This is a genomic window from Moorena sp. SIO3B2, assembly GCF_010692525.1.
GTDB classification, from domain to species: Bacteria; Cyanobacteriota; Cyanobacteriia; order Cyanobacteriales; family Coleofasciculaceae; genus Moorena; species Moorena producens.
In genome coordinates, this window is record NZ_JAAHHE010000048.1 from 20,958 (window position 1) to 38,660 (window position 17,703).

Annotated in this window: 18 protein-coding genes; 6 read left to right on the forward strand and 12 right to left on the reverse strand. The window is 45.4% G+C overall.

Annotation, left to right across the window (positions count from 1 at the left end):
• The first annotated feature begins 36 nt into the window (after positions 1–36).
• Positions 37–483: an ATP-binding protein gene (locus F6K38_RS13995; RefSeq protein ID WP_287356768.1), complete on the forward strand. Its 447-nt coding sequence runs from the start codon at positions 37–39 to the stop codon at positions 481–483.
• A 12-nt stretch (positions 484–495) separates the two neighbouring features.
• Here the strand turns inward: F6K38_RS13995 and F6K38_RS14000 are convergent, their stop codons facing one another.
• Entirely contained in the window at positions 496–780 is a 285-nt protein-coding gene (locus F6K38_RS14000) for a DUF6439 family protein (protein WP_008188002.1), read from the reverse strand.
• A gap of 81 nt (positions 781–861) precedes the next feature.
• On the opposite strand from F6K38_RS14000, the gene F6K38_RS14005 reads away from it, so the two are divergent.
• Positions 862–1,290 (forward strand): sll0565 family protein, encoded by a 429-nt coding sequence (locus F6K38_RS14005; protein ID WP_008188001.1) that lies wholly within the window; start codon positions 862–864, stop codon positions 1,288–1,290.
• A gap of 28 nt (positions 1,291–1,318) precedes the next feature.
• Here F6K38_RS14005 and F6K38_RS14010 read toward each other — a convergent pair whose 3' ends face one another.
• Entirely contained in the window at positions 1,319–2,659 is a 1,341-nt protein-coding gene (locus F6K38_RS14010; protein WP_287356770.1) for a (Fe-S)-binding protein, read from the reverse strand.
• A 199-nt stretch (positions 2,660–2,858) separates the two neighbouring features.
• On the opposite strand from F6K38_RS14010, the gene F6K38_RS14015 reads away from it, so the two are divergent.
• Positions 2,859–3,068 carry a hypothetical protein gene (locus F6K38_RS14015; RefSeq protein ID WP_131827186.1) on the forward strand — a complete coding sequence of 70 codons (210 nt, stop codon included), beginning with the start codon at positions 2,859–2,861 and terminating at the stop codon, positions 3,066–3,068.
• On the opposite strand, the gene F6K38_RS14020 is transcribed toward F6K38_RS14015, so the two are convergent.
• Entirely contained in the window at positions 3,036–4,343 is a 1,308-nt protein-coding gene (locus F6K38_RS14020; protein WP_287251370.1) for an FAD-binding oxidoreductase, read from the reverse strand. The genes F6K38_RS14015 and F6K38_RS14020 overlap by 33 nt on opposite strands.
• A 161-nt stretch (positions 4,344–4,504) precedes the next feature.
• On the opposite strand from F6K38_RS14020, the gene F6K38_RS14025 reads away from it, so the two are divergent.
• Positions 4,505–6,109, forward strand: coding sequence for an FkbM family methyltransferase (locus F6K38_RS14025; protein WP_287251371.1), 1,605 nt, complete (start codon positions 4,505–4,507; stop codon positions 6,107–6,109).
• Positions 6,110–6,227: 118 nt separating this feature from the next.
• Positions 6,228–6,353, forward strand: a complete 126-nt coding sequence (locus F6K38_RS14030) for a hypothetical protein (protein WP_008187997.1) — start codon at positions 6,228–6,230, stop codon at positions 6,351–6,353.
• 93 nt (positions 6,354–6,446) lie between these two features.
• On the opposite strand, the gene F6K38_RS14035 is transcribed toward F6K38_RS14030, so the two are convergent.
• The 6 genes from F6K38_RS14035 to fbp form a co-directional block, all read right to left on the reverse strand.
• Entirely contained in the window at positions 6,447–8,105 is a 1,659-nt protein-coding gene (locus F6K38_RS14035) for a cobyrinic acid a,c-diamide synthase CobB (protein ID WP_008187996.1), read from the reverse strand.
• Positions 8,106–8,198: 93 nt separating this feature from the next.
• A complete protein-coding gene (gene opcA / locus F6K38_RS14040; RefSeq protein ID WP_008187995.1) occupies positions 8,199–9,554 on the reverse strand; it encodes a glucose-6-phosphate dehydrogenase assembly protein OpcA in 1,356 nt (451 codons plus the stop codon).
• 88 nt (positions 9,555–9,642) lie between these two features.
• Positions 9,643–11,172 (reverse strand): glucose-6-phosphate dehydrogenase, encoded by a 1,530-nt coding sequence (gene zwf, locus F6K38_RS14045; protein WP_008187994.1) that lies wholly within the window; start codon positions 11,170–11,172, stop codon positions 9,643–9,645.
• Positions 11,173–11,378: 206 nt separating this feature from the next.
• Positions 11,379–12,533: a transaldolase gene (gene tal, locus F6K38_RS14050; RefSeq protein WP_008187993.1), complete on the reverse strand. Its 1,155-nt coding sequence runs from the start codon at positions 12,531–12,533 to the stop codon at positions 11,379–11,381.
• 25 nt (positions 12,534–12,558) lie between these two features.
• Positions 12,559–13,080: a hypothetical protein gene (locus F6K38_RS14055; RefSeq protein WP_287251375.1), complete on the reverse strand. Its 522-nt coding sequence runs from the start codon at positions 13,078–13,080 to the stop codon at positions 12,559–12,561.
• Positions 13,081–13,084: 4 nt separating this feature from the next.
• Complete coding sequence (gene fbp / locus F6K38_RS14060) at positions 13,085–14,164, reverse strand: class 1 fructose-bisphosphatase (protein WP_008187991.1); 1,080 nt, start codon at positions 14,162–14,164, stop codon at positions 13,085–13,087.
• Between the two features lie 268 nt (positions 14,165–14,432).
• Between fbp and F6K38_RS14065 the strand changes: the two genes are divergently transcribed.
• Positions 14,433–15,515: an ATP-dependent 6-phosphofructokinase gene (locus F6K38_RS14065; RefSeq protein WP_008187990.1), complete on the forward strand. Its 1,083-nt coding sequence runs from the start codon at positions 14,433–14,435 to the stop codon at positions 15,513–15,515.
• A gap of 142 nt (positions 15,516–15,657) precedes the next feature.
• On the opposite strand, the gene rbp is transcribed toward F6K38_RS14065, so the two are convergent.
• The 3 genes from rbp to F6K38_RS14080 form a co-directional block, all read right to left on the reverse strand.
• Entirely contained in the window at positions 15,658–15,939 is a 282-nt protein-coding gene (rbp, locus tag F6K38_RS14070; RefSeq protein ID WP_008187989.1) for an RNA-binding regulator, read from the reverse strand.
• A 327-nt stretch (positions 15,940–16,266) separates the two neighbouring features.
• Entirely contained in the window at positions 16,267–16,485 is a 219-nt protein-coding gene (locus tag F6K38_RS14075) for a ssl0294 family protein (protein ID WP_287251377.1), read from the reverse strand.
• A gap of 283 nt (positions 16,486–16,768) precedes the next feature.
• On the reverse strand, positions 16,769–17,703 hold a 935-nt coding region (locus tag F6K38_RS14080), incomplete at its 5' end, for a reverse transcriptase domain-containing protein (protein ID WP_287356772.1).

The following is a 17,703-nucleotide window of genomic DNA, read 5'->3' on the forward strand; positions in this document are numbered from 1 at the left end:
ATCAAGTCCACCAAAAAAAAGCTAGGGGTTTCTTGAGTGATTGCCACATCTTTGAGTCCGGCTGAGTGCGGTTGGGAAACGGTTAGCTTTGCTTCTACCCTTTACCTTTGCCCGATCCTCGATTTGCTTCTTGAACAAATTCCCAATAAATGGCAACCGGAACTCCGGCTGGGATTACAAGAAGCGTTAGTGAATGCAGCAAAGCACGGTAATAATTTAGACCCAAGTAAGACCGTAGAGGTTCAATTTTCAGTAGTCAATGGTGAATATTGGTGGGTAATTTCAGATGAAGGGTCTGGTTTTACCCATGGTGATGACCAAGAGAGTCCCGAGGTTAGCCTACCCTGCGATCAATCAGAAAGCGGTAGAGGCATGAGCCTCCTTCACCAAATCTTCGATCAAGTCCTCTGGAACAACCAGGGAACAGAAATTAGGCTTTGTAAACAAGTGAAGCATCCCTCTAAGCGCCCTCTATTTTCCTAAGCCCCTATTTCCCTAAGGGTGGCGTTTCCCATGAGTTGGACAAGGGGGAGCTGAAATAGAGCGGTCTAGCCATCCAGAGGCTTGGCGCAATCGTTCAAGGGCTTCTTCTGGATGATCATTGAGCAGAAATACCAAAGCAGCAGCAGCCTGCTCACTGGCTCGGGCGGAGCGATTAGACTTGAGGCGATGCCAATCATTGGGTCTGATCGCCAAACGTTCTGCTAAGGCTTGAGCCAATTCCAGAGTGCTAGGTTCCATCTTAGCATCAGTTTTGGTGAATTGGATGGATTCAGGCATTGTTTTTTGAGTGCTGAGTGGGGGAGTGTGTCAGTGCTTACCAACTCCCAACTATTTTAACCTAGGATTTAAGATTGTTATATGCCTCCAGAATCGTTTCATTCATCTTACCGTGATTCACGAAAAAATAGACAGGATCAACAAGATGTGAATGAGTTTGAAGAGGAATTGGCAGAAATAGAGCGATCGCTTAATACTCTCAAGACACGTTATACTCAGGTGCAGCGGGATCAGCGACAGCAAGCTCAACTCCAGGAGCGTCGAGAGCAAGTTAGGAAAGACTTGCGCAAGACTAAACGTAATAATACTAAAACTAATAATACTAATAGTAATCGACAAGCCCTAAAGGCTGAGTTAAGGCAAATTCAGGAACAACTGGAAGTCCTGGAGCTGAATTTAGAGAGTCAGTTGTTTTCTTGGCACAGTCTACAGGAACCGTTTTGGCATGGGGTGCGGTTTGGGGGATTGGGGTTGGTGATTGGTTGGATACTTAAGTCTTGTGTTAGTTAGTTAGTTGTTGACGGTTGTTCTTGTGTGCCTAAAGCCTAATTCCTAATCCTCGAATCGAATAATCCAATAACTCTATCGGATGCATTAAGGTAATGTCTTTTCCTTGCAGCCGCAAATGCTTCTTGATCTGTAACGAACACCCTGGATTTGGGGAAGCAATCAACTCTGCGCCAGTATTTAATAAATTATTAACCTTCTGCTGTCCCAGCTCATCGGCTACTTCCGGTTGCAGCATGTTGTAAACTCCAGCACTACCGCAACACAAGGCGGCATCCATCGGTTCCTTTAAGGTCACTCCTGGAATTTGCCGCAATAACTGTCTCGGTTGTACACTAATTTTCTGTCCATGTAATAGGTGACAAGCATCCTGATAGACAATAGTTAATGGCTCATCCCTAAGCGGTGAAAGGGTTGCAGTTAGTCCTACACTAGCTATAAACTCCTGGGCATCCCTGACCTTACCTGCAAATTCTTGAGCTTTTTGAGCATACTCGGGGTCATCTTCCAGGATGTGACCATACTCCTTCAAGGTATGACCACAGCCAGCAGCATTAATAATGATGGCATCAACTTCTGTGCCCTCAAAGCTATCTATCATCTGTCGTGCCAAGGCTTGAGCTTGGTCAGTTTGTCCTTGGTGTTCTGGCAAAGCGGCACAACAGCCCTGAGTTTTGGGAATCACCACTTCACAGCCATTGGCGGTTAACACCCGCACCGTTGCTTGATTCACTGAGGAGAAAAACAACCGTTGCACACAGCCAAGTATTACTCCTATCCGGTAACGCTTCTTGCCCACAGGGGGAATGACATCGGGTAAATTATCCCGAAAGGAATCTAGAGTAACCTTTGGTAGCATTGACTCCATGGCTGCTAAGCGAGGAGATAGCAGTTTGAGCCAATTCGTAGAGCGCACTAGTTTCTGCACGCCCAAGGTCTGGTACAGATACAAAGGAAACAATAATGAACGCAATCGCCCCGGATAGGGAAACAAGCTAAAGATTAGCTGTCTAAACAGCAAATCTGGAAAACTACGAGGCTGATTTCGCTGAACTTGATGACGAGTGGCAGAGATTAGCTTATCGTACTCAACCCCAGACGGACAAGTTGTCACACAAGCTAAACATCCCAAACAAGAATCGAAATGTTGTGTGCTCCCTTCGGCCAAGGGGGCTTCCCCTTGACTAATTGCATTCATTAAATAGATCCGACCCCGAGGGGAATCCATCTCTTTCCCAAGCACCCGGTAACTTGGACAGGTGGAAAGACAAAAGCCACAATGAACGCAGGCATCAATCAATTCTTGCTTGGGCGGTTTTTGAGCATCAAAACCCTTTTGCTTATTCGTTGTTAGTTCTTGGATATTGGTCATTGTTTAAAGGTTGGAAGGTTGAAGGTTGAAGGTTGAAGGTTGAAGGTTGGAATGTTGAAGGTTGGAAGGTTGAAGGTTGAAGGTTGGAATGTTGAAGGTTGAAGGTTGGAAGGTTGAAGGTTGAAGCTTTAAGGTTGAATGGTAATTGGTTAAAGGCTAATTGGTAATTGATGATTGATATAGCGTTTATGATAGTTATATGATACTTTCAAGTTTTTTACCCCGACTCCCGACTCCCGACTCCCGACTCCCGACTCCCGACTCCCGACTCCCGACTCCCGACTCCCGACTCCCGACTCCCGACTCCCGACTCCCGTTCCCCTCCTGGGAGGGGTTAGGGGTGGGTTCCGACTCCCGACTCCCTAAAACCCATAAATCAAATTCCTCCAACAAATCGACCAGGACTTAAAACATTTTCTGGGTCAAATTTTTGTTTAATACCACGCATTACGTCTAACCCATTGCCTTGATATCCCCAAATATCTAACTCTTGCTTCAAGGTTATAGGAGCTTCTAATACTGTTAAAAATCCTTGTTCAGATTCACAATAACTGCGCATAGTTTTAATCATTTCCGAACTAACTGCTTCGGAATCAAACCACACTTTACCCAATCCACTTCTAACATGAATTACTCCCAATCCTCCCAAGCTTTCTAGGGTGTTGAATGTTTTAGCAGCAGCAGTTGGTAATACTCCTATTTTGCAGACAATTGTTGAGGATTGTCGCGATTTCCCGATTGAGTTTGCCAATGATTCCCATAGACTCGTGTCATCCCCGTTACTATAAAAACTATTCCGTAACCCTAACTGTTCCGCAACTGACTGTATTCGAGCACATTGCTCTTTAACACTGTCTGCTACACTTTGGAACCTTACCATTAATCCCATATCCTGACCAATCCCTAATTCTGTGACTAACTTAGGGGATAATAAATCTAGTGCTGTGGGAGTCAAGGCTGAGGCTAATACTGTTTTTATAGCTGAGGCAATTCCATCCATTTCACCTGTCAACACAATAGTTTCTGCTGCTTCTGGTAATGGATATAGCCGAAAGGTTGCCTGAGTGATAATTCCGAGGGTGCCATAGGAGCCAGTAAATAGCTTCATCAAATCATATCCAGCGACATTCTTTACCACTCGACCCCCGGCTTTAGCGATTTGTCCATCACTGCGGACAAAGGAAATCCCGAGCAACATATCCCGAACCCCTCCATAGCGTTGACTTAGGGAGCCGCTGTCTGCGGTAGCAATAATACCTCCAATGGTCGCTTCTTGGGGATTAGCTGGATCTAATGCTATAAATTGACCCGTTTTTGCTAAAATAGCTTGTAAGTCAGCTAATTTAACTCCAGCTTCTACGGTAACTGTCAAGTCTCCTACGGCGTGGCCAATGATTTGGTTGAGGTGCTTGGTACTTACTACCACATCAATGTCTTTACCAATACCTCCCCAGCCTAATTTACTGCCGTTACCACAGGGGAGGAGATGATAATGTTGCGAATGAGCTAGAGCGATGACTTGGGCTAGTTGCTCGGATGTGCTAGGGTAAACGATACTATCGGGAAGGGTGTCGGGAGCAATGGCTGGTTTGATGCGCTCTTGCCAGCTTGGGTCTAGGTTTCCCCAGGTGTAGATATTGGAATTTCCGACAATTGGTTCGAGGGTTGAAGCGATCGCATTCATACAAGTTGAGGGGGTTTGTTGATCAGATTGTGGGATAATCCATATAGTAATCGTAATGGATTGGTGAACAAAAACAGATCCTGATCGTCTTTCCTATCAGCCCATAACTGTGTGTTAGAGCTATAAACAGTACAGCGAACCTTTATTGAGAGAAAGCGGAAATGTCTGTCAATTATGCTGATTCCTATTGGCAATATCTCGAAAGTGCTGGTCTGAATCTGGATTCAGAGGCTTTATCTACTGTAGAGACCAGTATTGAAGGTACCTCTTGGGAGAATCCGACTTCTGCTATAGAATTGAACAACTGTGCTGTAATAGCATTAATTGAAGCTGAGCAATGTGAAAACTCATCCCTACGTGCCATGTATCTTGAGATGGCTTTTGATGCTTTGAGTCAGGGAATTGAGTTGTCTGATCATCCCCTGTGTGCTGCTCATTTAGCTCTAGTTTTCGCCATGACTGGAGAAATGGAGCAGGGGATACAAACAGCATTTCCGACGTTAATTAATACCCTACATCCTGCTGATATTAATGAGCAATCCATTCCTCTAGGACTAGTTTATCTACCTCCTGGAAATGACTTTACAGATAATCGGTATGAGCAATTGGCTCACATTCTAGATGCTGAGGATGGCTACGCTCAATCAATTTTTTTGTTAAGTGAGGTTTTATGTCGCTCACAATTGGTGTTTTATAATGCTACGGGATTAAGATTTATCCATCTTGCTGTTCAACTCTTCTCCGATTCCCCTTCTATTCATTTAAAGTTGGGAATTGCCAACCTGATCAATAGTCAATGGGAAGGATTATTTAATTTACACCAGGCTAAAAATTTGGCTCCCTATTCGGCTAGGATTATACAATCCCTATACCTCGCTTATCGAGATTTAGGACAGATAGACTTAGCTAAGTATTGGCGAGATATGGGGCTAGCTAGGGCTGGCGAGATTAGGGACGAATATTCGGATTTAATCGGGTTTGAATGGACTGAATTGGAGCTTGAAAGTCCATTTACTTATGTAACCTTTGAAGAGCAGTTACTATTAGCGGTTGAGCCAAGTCTCCGGAGTTTGGTGACAAGTGTGTTAATTGCTCAAGGAGACTGGTTTGAAAAAGAAATGGAGTTTTGGCGCAACTGGCTCCAACCTGGGATGACTGTAATTGATGTTGGTGCTAATGTGGGAGTCTACACTTTTAGTGCTGCTTTACGAGTAGGATCAGAAGGCTGTGTGCTAGCGGTTGAACCGTTTTCTGGTTGTGTTCGTTGTTTAGAAGAAACCTGTACTATTAATCAGTTAGAGTGGGTGAAAGTTTGTGCAGGAGCAGCTAGCGATCGCAATGGTACTGCTCAACTGGCTCTTCATGGTGCTAGCGAACTTAATGAAATTGTTTCTAGTGATGAAGAAGCAACGGTCAAACCAGGTAATTTTGAGGAGGTTTCCTGCTTTACTCTGGATAGTTTGATTGAGCAAGAAGCTATTAGCAAGGTTGATTTGTTAAAAATTGATGCAGAAGGTCATGAACTGCAAGTTTTAACAGGCAGCAACAGAATTTTAACGGAATTTACCCCAACGATACTATACGAAAATATTGCAGGGAGTCGGGGTAGTAACCTAGCTGTTGCTGATTTTCTCAGAGATAGAGACTATCAACTATTTCAATATCAGCCTTACCTAGGGCATCTAATTCCGATAAATTCTAGGGAGGATTTACAAGGAAGACTGAATATTATTGCGTTGCCTGAAAATATAGCAAGGGAAGAATAGTTGAGGATATAGTATTTTGGTTTAAAGGGAACAGGGAACGGAGAACAGGGAACAGTGATAATATTTGACTATTTCAGTACTTCAATTCATTGTTATCACTGTCTTGATGCAGTCGCTCATGGGGGAAACCACGGCAGTCGCTCATGGGGGAGACCCCCAAGACCGCGCTGCCTCCCCAAGACCGCGCTGCATCGCTTCCGTTATTAATTTTTTGGTACTGGTGGAATATGTTAAAAAAAAGTAGTTAAATAAAACAACAAGCAACAGGAAACAGGCAAAGATTGATTTGATAAACTTTTAAAGAACAAACTAGACTGATTGCCTGTGTAGTCGTTAACTAACTTGTCATTCCCTCAAAAGTGAACTGCTGACAGCGTTGCAAAAATCCCAGGGGAACCTCAAGACAACTACCCCAATGGAGATGAACATAGGAAGCATGGAGCTGATACAGTTGCCAACCTTCCACTCCAACCTTTCTCTGGTGATATCCCCGTAACTCAAACAAGGGATTGGAGGGCATGACTGTCAAGTGGGAGCGATGAAATTCATGTCCCCAAACCGTTGCTCCGGCAGGTAACAATGGTCCATCTACCAAAGCAGTTGCCTGTCGATATCCTAAAGTAAGGGATTTTCCCATCACCGTAACCGTGGGTAATACCCCTACCATTGACCAAGATTTCCCGTCAAAATCTGTAATCTGCTCCCCTAAATACATCAATCCGCCACACTCAGCATAAGTGGGCATTCCTGACTCAATAGCTGTTCTTACTGACTCTCGCGCACTAGTATTTGCAGCGAGTTGCTGAGCAAAAACTTCTGGAAAACCACCACCAAAGTACATCCCTTGTAAATCAGGAGGTAAAGTAGTATCGGTGAGGGGACTCCAATACACTAACTCTGCTCCTAGCTGTTCCAAACTATCGAGATTGTCTTGGTAATAGAAACTAAAAGCGCGATCGCATGCTACAGCAATTCGGATTAGGGCAGGTTGCTGGTTAGTAGAGGTTACAGGTTGCTGGTTAGTAGAGGTTACAGGTTGCGGGTTATTTGGTTGCAGGTTAGTAGAGGTTACAGGTTGCAGGTTATTAGAGGTTACAGGTTGCAGGTTATTTGGTTGCAGGTTGTCTAGAGAACCTTGGCCAATAGGCCACGCTTTCGGCAAAGCCGTTCGCGTAGCGTGGCCAAAGGCCTCCGCTGCGCGAACGCGAACAACCTCTAACCGGCCAACATTCAACTCAGAGTTAAGCTCTAACCTGTTAACCTTCAACTCAGAAAAACCTTGGCCTATTGGCCACGCTTCGCGAACAACCTGTAACCTACTAACCTTCAACTCTGAGTCAAGATGCTCCCAATTAAAGCAACTCTGTCCTAGATCAGCAAGTCGGTTAATCAAAGCATCCAGTTGAGTAATTTCAGCAGTAGGTATCAAGCCCAAATGCCGATCGGGAATAGTTATATTATCCTGACGCTGTAGCTCTCCTAATACAGGAATGTGTAATGGTTCGAGAGCATCCTTGAGCAATTCCAAATGCCGTGAGCTTCCGACTCGATTCAATACTACTCCAGCTATGGTAATCCTGGGATCCAAGGATTGATAGCCATATGCGATCGCAGCCACGGAACGAGATAACCGAGAGCAATCCAACACTAATAACACTGGTACGTCTAACAACCGTGCTACATGAGCTGTGCTGGCAAAATCATCTTTTCCTGATGCTCCATCAAATAACCCCATCACCCCTTCAATCAGGGCATAATCTACTCCCTGGCAATGGCGATAAAAGCACTCTTTAACATAATCTTCACAGGTTAATACTGGGTCTAAATTCCGACAAGGACGTCCAGTAACCCGCTGATGAAACATGGGGTCAATGTAATCCGGACCGACTTTAAAGGATTGAATTTTATAGTTACACTTGGATAAATACGATAATAGGGCGAGCGTAACTGTTGTTTTGCCCACCCCACTACGTTCACCAGCGATGATTAAAGCCATTGAATAGTTGAAGGTTTAAGGTTTTAAGGTTAAAGTTTATGATCTCAAAATTGAACGTGCAACTTGTTAACCTTCAACGCTTTTGTGAAACCTTCAACTTGTTACCGTCAAATTCAAAATTTCCTTGGTCACTGCCATACTTTCTTCGTATAGCATCTCCCTACCCCAGCGTTGTAATTGCTGAGAGAGCAAAAACTCTGTCTTCTGGTCAAACAAGGGCGATACCTGCTGAATGCGGCAAGACTGAGCCCCACCACCAGCTTCCATCCGCATACAACCTGTGGTTTGTGAACACAACACAGTGCAGCAATCAGCTTGCAGGTTGGTCGAACCCAAGCGCAGGCTAATCAAATCACCTGCCACATCTCCGACATCAGCTACGGGGATAGCTGCCAATTCTGCTTCTACAGGTTGCTGGTTGGGTCTGATAAATTTAACACGCCGCAGGTCGTAATCCCCACCTTCTTTGAGATCAGACGTGGGAAGCCATTCTAAGCGAGACGCTAACCAACTGAGAAACATCAGTGCTTGAGCCTCATTCCCTTTTTCGTAATCAATGGTAACTTGATCAACTTCGTAGATTGCCCCACGACGTTCTGGTGGATCAAATGCTTCTGCGGTTAACTCTTGCCATGCTGCCAACCGTGCCCAATTTAGGTCAGCCACTGGTGTGCCCTGATTGATCAGCTCACACATTTGTGATAACTGTTCCTCTGGATTGGTAAAGCTACTTGAGTCAACAATGACGGTATTACTTAGCCCTGCTAACCGTTGGAACAACCCATGCTCAGGATCAGGAGTTCCCTTCCACCAGAGGAATTTCGGCAGTTCTGCTAACATCAATTCCGAAATGACACCGCTAATCCGTTCCAAAGCAGCAGCGGTGCCAGTTAGAGTGATGTATTCACAACATATTAATGTACTCTGGCTTTGCTTTTGAATGGGGCAAGAGGCAGATACCTGAGCCTTAACCCCTTCATCTTCCCCGGCAATAGGACAAAGGGCAATAATGCGACAGGGGTTAGAGGCTGCGATCGCATCGGCAATTCCAAATCCTTCTAAATCACCGGAATACTGTAGATTCTTCTGTCTCTGTCCCTTCTGGAGAGATTCATTGTATTCCTCCCGTAGTTTTGCCTTAGTCGCCTCATCTGCTTTACCAGTTCTTGCCAATCCGTAGGCTTTCTGTGCTGCCTTGAGAGCAGCGACCATGCGTGGACCTAGGATACCATCGATTGGACCAGAATAATATCCCAGTGCTGCTAATAGCTGCTGGGTTTCTTCGGGTTCATAAACCACTAAACTAAAGGTGGTTGCCCTGATCGCACTGGGAGAGTCACCGTTTTCACCATAGCTTTGCCAAATTTGACGCAGTTCCGCTTCAATTTCACCCAAGGAAACATCTTTGGGAGGTTGTATCGAAAGCACCGGAGGAGATTGTGTAGCCATAGCAATTCACTTGTTTTTTGTCAATAGTCATTACTTACTAGTCATTAGTCAGTAGTCACTAGTCAATAGTCACTACTGACTAACTAACTTAAAGTCTGCGCCAGCGACGTCCATCTCGATTAATTAGGTGTTCGGCTTCCTTCGGTTCCCAAGTTCCTGCTTCATACTGAGGTATGGATGCTGGATCAGCCGGACCATCCCAAGCTGCCAAGGCTGGTGTCACTACCCGCCAGGCTTCTTCCACTTCATCAGCACGGGTAAACAAGGTTTGATCCCCTAACATACAGTCAAGTAACAGCCGATTATAGGCATCAGCGGTTGCCACGCCAAAGGAAGAACCGTAGCTAAAGTCCATATCTACAGTGCGGGTGCGCAAATCTGGTCCTGGCCGTTTTGCCTCAAAACGCAGAGAAATTCCCTCATTGGGCTGCAAGCGCAGGGTTAAGACATTCGGGCTAGTCTGCTGAGCCGCAGATTTAAAAATCATTAAGGGAACTTTACGAAACTGAATTGAGATCTCACTGACTTTCTTCGGCAGTCGTTTACCCGTGCGGAGGTAAAAGGGCACTCCTTGCCAGCGCCAGTTATCAATCAGTAGCTTGAGGGCGACGTAGGTGGGGGTAGTGGAATTGGGGTCAACCCCTTTCTCTTCGCGATACCCAGGCACTTGTTTGCCTTTCATCCAACCTGCTGAATACTGACCCCGCACTGCTGAATTTTCTAGATTATGAATATCTGCCAGGTGAGTAGCTTGAATCACCTTGACCTTTTCAGTACGGATACTGTCAGCGTCCAGAGCATTGGGAGCTTCCATGGCCGTTAGGCAAAATAGCTGCATCAAATGGTTCTGCACCATATCCCGCAGTGCGCCGGATTTGTCGTAGTAACCTGCCCGTTCTTCTACCCCTACCGATTCGGCTACGGTAATCTGGATATGGTCAACAAACTGGCGATTCCACAGGGGCTCAAAGATAGCATTACCAAAGCGGAACACTAACAGATTCTGAACAGTTTCTTTACCCAGATAGTGGTCAATGCGATAAATTTGCTCTTCCTTGCAAACTTTTTGTACCACCCGGTTGAGAGATTGAGCTGAACTTAAATCCTTCCCGAAGGGTTTTTCAATTACCAAGCGCTGCTTTACTGGGTCAGTCAGCATTCCCGCTGCCCCCAATTGCTGGATGGCTTCTGTAAAGAATCTGGGAGCTACGGCTAAATAAAATACCCGGTTTCCCCGTGTTCCCCGTCTACCATCGAGTTCTGCCAAGAAAGCTTTCAGCTTCTGGTAACTTTCCGGTTTATCCATGTCACCGGAACAGTAGAACAGGCCATCGGCAAAGTCTTGCCACAACTCCTCCGATTGAATCCCGTCGGAAAATTCTTCGATTCCCTCCCGCATTTGTTCCCGGAAGTAGTCATGAGTCCAATCTCGACGGGCAACACCAACGATGGTAATTTCTGGTGGTAGCCGTCGTTCTCGTTTAAGCTGGTAAAGTGCTGGTACAAGCTTGCGTTTAGTCAAATCTCCGGACGCGCCATAAATCACCATAATCAATGGTTCTGGCGTGCGCTCCTGTTGCAAGCCCACTCTTAAGGGATTTTCTAACAGAGTAACCATCTTTGCCTATTGAAGGTGATCAGGGTCAAGGGTAAAGCTTAAAGGTTATTTTTGCCCAGGGGTCTGGTTTAGGGTAGGTTGAAGGTTGAACGCGACGCGCGTGCCTATTGGCCAAGGTTAAGACTTTACATTAGCTTTCTATCGAAGCCATTTTGTCACCCGACAACCTTCAACCTAAATTAACTGGAAACCTTAAACGTCTTCTATTACACCGTAGCCAATAGTTTGACTTTGCTTTCTAAAGATGATATTAAGGAATCAAAGGGCTTAACAAATTTAACGATCCCTTCATCAAGCAATTCATCCATAACTTGGCTGAGATTGATATTGACATCAGGATCGTTTAGAGAGTTGATGGTTTGGTAAGCTTCTTCAACACCTGTCTCAATCCGACTTTCTGGGGAACAGTGATCGGCACAAGCTTCGATAGTATTGGGAGGCAGGGTGTTGACAGTATTCGGTCCAATGAGTTCATCGACGTACATCACATCGCTGTAGGCAGGGTTTTTGGTGCTGGTGCTTGCCCACAATAACCGTTGTACCTGTGCCCCTTTTGCTGATAGAGCTTTCCAGCGATCGCTTTGGATAATTTCTTTGTACTTCTGGTAGGCAATTTTAGCATTAGCGATCGCAACTTTGCCTTCGATTCCCTTTAGCTTCGCTGTCAAATTCGGGTCATCGCTCGCCGCACTTTTTTCCTCCAATTTTGCATCCACTTTGCTATCAATGCGGCTGAGGAAGAAACTAGCTACAGAAGCAATCTTGCTAATATCTTTCCCTTCTGCCGCTCGTTTTTCCAAACCCCGGATATAAGCCCAGAATGTCTCAACGTAGCTTTCTACAGAGAAGAGCAAGGTGACATTAACGTTGATGCCTTCACTGATAGCTTGCTCTACTGCGGGTAACCCTTCTGGGGTACCGGGAATCTTAATCATCACGTTTTCCCTACCAATAGCTTGGTAATAGCGTTGGGCTTCGGAAATCGTGCTTTGAGTATCTTTAGCGATAGTGGGTGGGACTTCAATGCTGACGTAACCATCTAACCCATTGGTTTCGTCGTAGACAGGTTTGAAGATATCACAAGCATTAGAAATGTCTTCAAATACCAGGGATTCGTAAATTTCCATCACCGACTTCTCGGCACGAATACCGGCTTCGATATCGGTATCGTAGATGGCATTGCCTGCGATCGCTTTTTCAAAAATTGCTGGGTTTGAAGTGATCCCACAAATTCCCCGGGTTTGAATTAGTTCTTTGAGTTCTCCAGACTCAATCAGCGTGCGGCTCAGATTATCCATCCAGATACTCTGACCATAATTTTTTTCAATCTGAAAAATCGGATTCTCGGCTGTCGTTGTCATTGCTTAGCTCCTTACTTGTTATTTGTCAAGGGTTTACAGTTATTTGGTTGTTCGCCTTTGGCATTCCCTTAGGGTAGGTTGGTTGGTTGGTTGAAGGTTGGTTGGTTGAAGGTTGGTTGGTTGAAGGTTGGTTGGTTGAAGGTTGGTTGGTTGAAGGTTGGTTGGTTGAAGGTTGGTTGGTTGAAGGTTGGTTGGTTGAAGGTTGGTTGGTTGAACGCGATCGCGTGGCCTTTTGGCCAAGGTTGTTCGCCTTGGGGTTCGGTGTAGGGTTAGTTGGTTGGTTGAAAGTTATTGGCTTGACTATTGGCTTGACGGTTGGTTGGAGTGGGGTAAAGCCTTTCTCAAAGAGTAGCCGTCGCCTTACCCCAAAGGATAAACCGAAGGGTAGGGAGGTTTTCAAAGCCACCTTCAACCGGTTAACCTTCAACCGCTTAACCTTCAACCGCTTAACCTTCAACCAGTTAACCTTCAACCGCTTAACCTTCAACCGCTTAACCTTCAACCAGTTAACCTTCAACCGCTTAACCTTCAACCAGTTAACCTTCAACCGGTTAACCCTGATCTACGTGCCCTGCCACTTCCAACTTTTCTTGCGCCTGCCTTGCTTTTTCCTCAATAAAGGACTTGACCAAAGCTACATCCTCTTTGCTGCCAATAATTAATGGAGTACGAGCATGGAGGGTTTTTGGCACAACGTCCAAAATGTTTTCAGTACCTGTACTGGCAGCGCCTCCGGCTTGTTCTATCAAAAAGGCTAGGGGAGAAGATTCGTATAGTAGACGCAACTTCCCTTCTGGTTTCTTAACAGTACCGGGATAAAGGAAGACACCACCCTGATGCAAGATGCGGTGAAAATCTCCCACTAATGCCCCACCATAGCGAGCAGTATAGCCTTCATGGCGATGGACATAGCGAATATAGTCCCTTATTGATTCTTCCCACTGCCAGAAGTTTCCTTCATTGGTGCTATACACTGGGCCATGTTCTGGCACCTTAATGTTTTCCTTCGACAGGATAAACTCTCCCAAACTTGGGTCGAGGGTGAAGACATGAACACCCGTACCGATGGAATACACCAGCATTGTGCTCGGACCATAGAGAACGTAGCCAGCAGCAATTTGCTTATGCCCGTTTTGCAGAAGATCACGGGCTTCCCCGTCTAGATCCTCTCCTTCTTGCTTACGAATCGAAAAAATCGAACCAACATTCAAGTTGGTGTCGATATTGGAGGAACCATCAATGGGGTCATATAGCAGAGTGTAACGTCCAATTGGGCAATTTTCCGGGATATAGTAGGGTTTTTCCATTTCCTCGGATGCCAAGCGACAGACGAGACCACTTTGCTTAAATACCGAGATGAAGACATCATTGGCATAGAGATCCATCCTTTTGACAGATTCACCCTGCACATTGACTTCACCCGTGAATCCTAACACCCCTTCCATCAAACCAGCTCGGCTCAAGCGTTGAGAAATTAGCTTGGCAGCTAGGGCTATGCGATTCATGAGGGCACTGAGGTCTTGTGCCTCCATGGAAAAACTTTGGAGTTGCTCGAAAACGTGACGGGATAACGTTTTACAATCCCGATCCAGGGCTCTTTCTTGAGTTCTAGGTTCAGCTACCTCTGCCATAATTTTTGTCCTCCCTAGGTCTTAGGGCACTTGGTTTGTCAGAGATGTTGGTGTTCGCGTAGCGTGGCCTATTGGCCATCGGAAGAGTACCGATTGGCCCAGTGCCTAGTCCTCTTCACTTTCTATCTTAGGAAGGCATTTTTAATGATGCTTAATAACTTTAGAAGAAATACAGAAATCAAATCTTCACACCATTTTTCTTGTCTAATAGCCTATACCTGAGGTCAAATTGATGTGAACATAGGCATTGCAACCTTAAACGGAGATTATGGGAGAAACTAAACGCATTGGCATTCTCACCAGTGGTGGAGATTGTGCTGGTCTCAATGCGGTGATTCGAGCTGTGACTCACCGAGCTGTGGCTACTTACAACTGGGAGGTGCTTGGCATCTGTCGGGCTACTCAGGGGTTGATGCAAAATCCTCCTCAAGCGATTAACCTAACTTTGGACAAGGTTGATCGCATCTTGACTATGGGTGGTACAATGCTTGGCACTACTAACAAAGGCGACCCCTTTGCTTTTCCGATGCCAGATGGTACGCTATGCGATCGCAGCGCTGATATTGCTGATGGCTATCACCAACTGGGTCTAGACGCTCTCATTGGTATTGGGGGCGATGGCAGTTTGGCGATTTTGCGCAAACTTGCCCAACAAGGGGGGATGAAATTGGTAGGTATACCCAAGACTATCGATAATGACGTTGCCATTACCGAACGCTCTATTGGGTTTGACACTGCCGTTAACATTGCCACCGAAGCTCTAGATCGCTTACACTTCACAGCGGCTAGCCATGACCGGGTGATGATTTTGGAAGTGATGGGGCGTGATGCTGGTCACATTGCTATCAGTGCTGGCATTGCAGGAGGGGCTGACGTTATTCTGATTCCAGAAATTCCTTATACCCTTAACAATGTCTGCCATAAAATTAAGCAACTTCAGGAGCAGGGGCGAAACTTCTGTTTAATCGTAGTTTCCGAGGCGGTTCGCACTGCAAGCGGTGAGGTGCTTCAGAGTAATGTGGGGTTTGGTGAATGTCGATTAGGTGGCATTGGCCAATATCTAGCCCAAGAGATTTGTAATTCGATTGGAGCGGAAACGCGAGTGACAGTTCTTGGACACACCCAGCGGGGTGCCACTCCTTCACCCCTTGATCGCTTAATTGCCTCAGCCTTTGGTGTGGCAGCAGTTGACTTAATCGCCAATGAACAATATGACCGGATGGTGACATGGCAATATCGCCAGGTGGTGAGTGTACCGATTGAGGAAACGATTAAGCATTATCAAGCTGTGAATCCTAACGGAACTTTGGTGAGAACCGCTAGAGGATTGGGTATTTGTCTAGGAGATTAGAGTGTATTTAAGATTATGAACGTTTTAAGTACATGAATCGTGTTGACTGTTGACTGGTACTGGTCAACGGTCAACGGTCAATGGTCAAATTCTGAACACTTAATCAGTCGTACCAATTAGATGTTCAACAGCTTATTACCAACTACCAGGAATTGCGCCGTTGAGTGTTACGATTATTATTTTCCCGAGGTCTGGCTTTATTGACCCTGATTCTACGTCCCATCCACTCAGCACCATCCAAGCTTTCTATAGCTGAGTCTTCTTGATCTGATTCTGTCATTTCCACAAAGGCAAACCCGCGCATTTTGCCGGTTTCACGGTCTGTGGGCATAACAACTCGTTTAACGGTGCCGTAGTCTCCAAAAACTGTTTTTAAGTCGTCTTCGGTGGCTTGATAGGACAGGTTTCCGACGTAAATGGTCATGTCGATCGATGAGGCAGAACATAGAACTAAAGTTCAGAGGCACAGAAGAACGGAGTACAACGTATTTTGGTTGCTCACGGTCATGTCTGAGGAACCAGTGGTAAATTTCGACAGTGGGCAACCACCTCAGGGGGGGAAGCAAAATCAAAGTTTTACCAAAGGAATCCACTGAACTTGTGAATACCGTTTCATGATAGCTCACTTACGGGATTATCAGTGGTTGTCTAGTTGACAGTATTTAATAATTCATCAAAAAAATGTATTGGGGTGGTGCTTAAGCACCAATTAGACCCCAAACAACCACGCTAAATATAGTTTAATTAGCTCTTAATCAATGGAAATCGACTGCGGACCTGTATTTTTATCATTTTCGCTTCTGTTATGACCATCTTTGTATATCTCAGAGCCATTTTGAGCCTCTAGCCAACTCTTGAGAGGATCATCTGAGAGATTCAGGCGGAACACTCCTGAAAAAAATCCGCCCAAAAAAGCGACAGGCTGCTGAGTAAATTCTTCAAAAATTGGTGTCAGTTCATTGAGGAACATGAGTTGATCTCCTGGTGCTGGTTGTGCTGCCAATAGTTGTATGAGTGATTAGATTAGACATCTCCAAAAATTAACCTCAAACCCTTGCACTGCCTGGGTCAAAACCGAGTGTCTGGAGATGTCTATTGGGATTCTAATTGGGATTCTAACGTTTATTGACACTCCCCATGCCTAGAAGGCAGGGGATTCTTGGCTCACAGACCCGTCTTGCGTGGGCCAGCCGGAACCAGGAAGAGTAGAGGACAGATCTCCCCAAGCGTTTTATTAGAGTCGATGTCCCCTATTAAGGGGAGCACCTCTCCTTCAAATCCGTACGTGAAGGTTTCCCCTCATACGGCTCCTGGATATCCTGGCCTTTCGGTCTGCTCCCATGGATGTATTGGTGACAACTTTGATGTACTGCCATCAAATTTTCAGGCTTCCAGTTGTCGTGATTTTCATCAATGTGGTGGAGATGAACTCTTTCTTCATCAATGAATTTTAATCCGCAATATCCGCAGGAATGGTTTGGCTTCTTCAAAGCTTTTGATGTAGCGTTATTGTAGAGTATGCTGTTACGCTTGCTCCAGTAGGTTAAGTCTCCGTCATAAGGGGACTTAATTCCTTTAACCATTGTGTGGCCGTTTTCTTCCCATGATACTTTTGGGAAGGCTTTTCCTAATAATCTTTTGGATTCGTACCGATTTATTGATTTCTGCTTTCGGAATTTCTTTTCGGCAGATTTCATCGGGAAGTATAAATTATTAGGTGGGTCTTCCATACAGCACCACTTATGGTAGTTTCTCCAACCTCTTACAATGGGTGCTAGTTTCTTTGCTTTGATTTCTGCTCCATAATTCGAGCTGTTGACTATGGATTTTATTTTTTCTAGGAATTTCTTGAGATTCTCCTTAGCGGGGTAGCTCTTGAATCTTCCGTCATACTGGACTCGGAAATACCAGCCCAGGAAGTTAAATCCATCTGTCGTTTTGGTTATCTTGGTCTTTTCTTCACTAATTTCCATCCCTCTTTCGGCGAGGAAGGCTTTGATTTTATTCAGTACCTTTTCGCTGTTATCTTTTGGCTTTAGGAAAATTACCATATCGTCTGCGTATCGGACGCTAGGATGAATCTCCTCTATTCCGTCAAGTGCTATGTTGGCTAGAAGTGGACTGACTACACCTCCCTGCGGTGTTCCTTGCTCAGGAAATTCCAGGTCAACTCCGGCCTTGAGGCAGC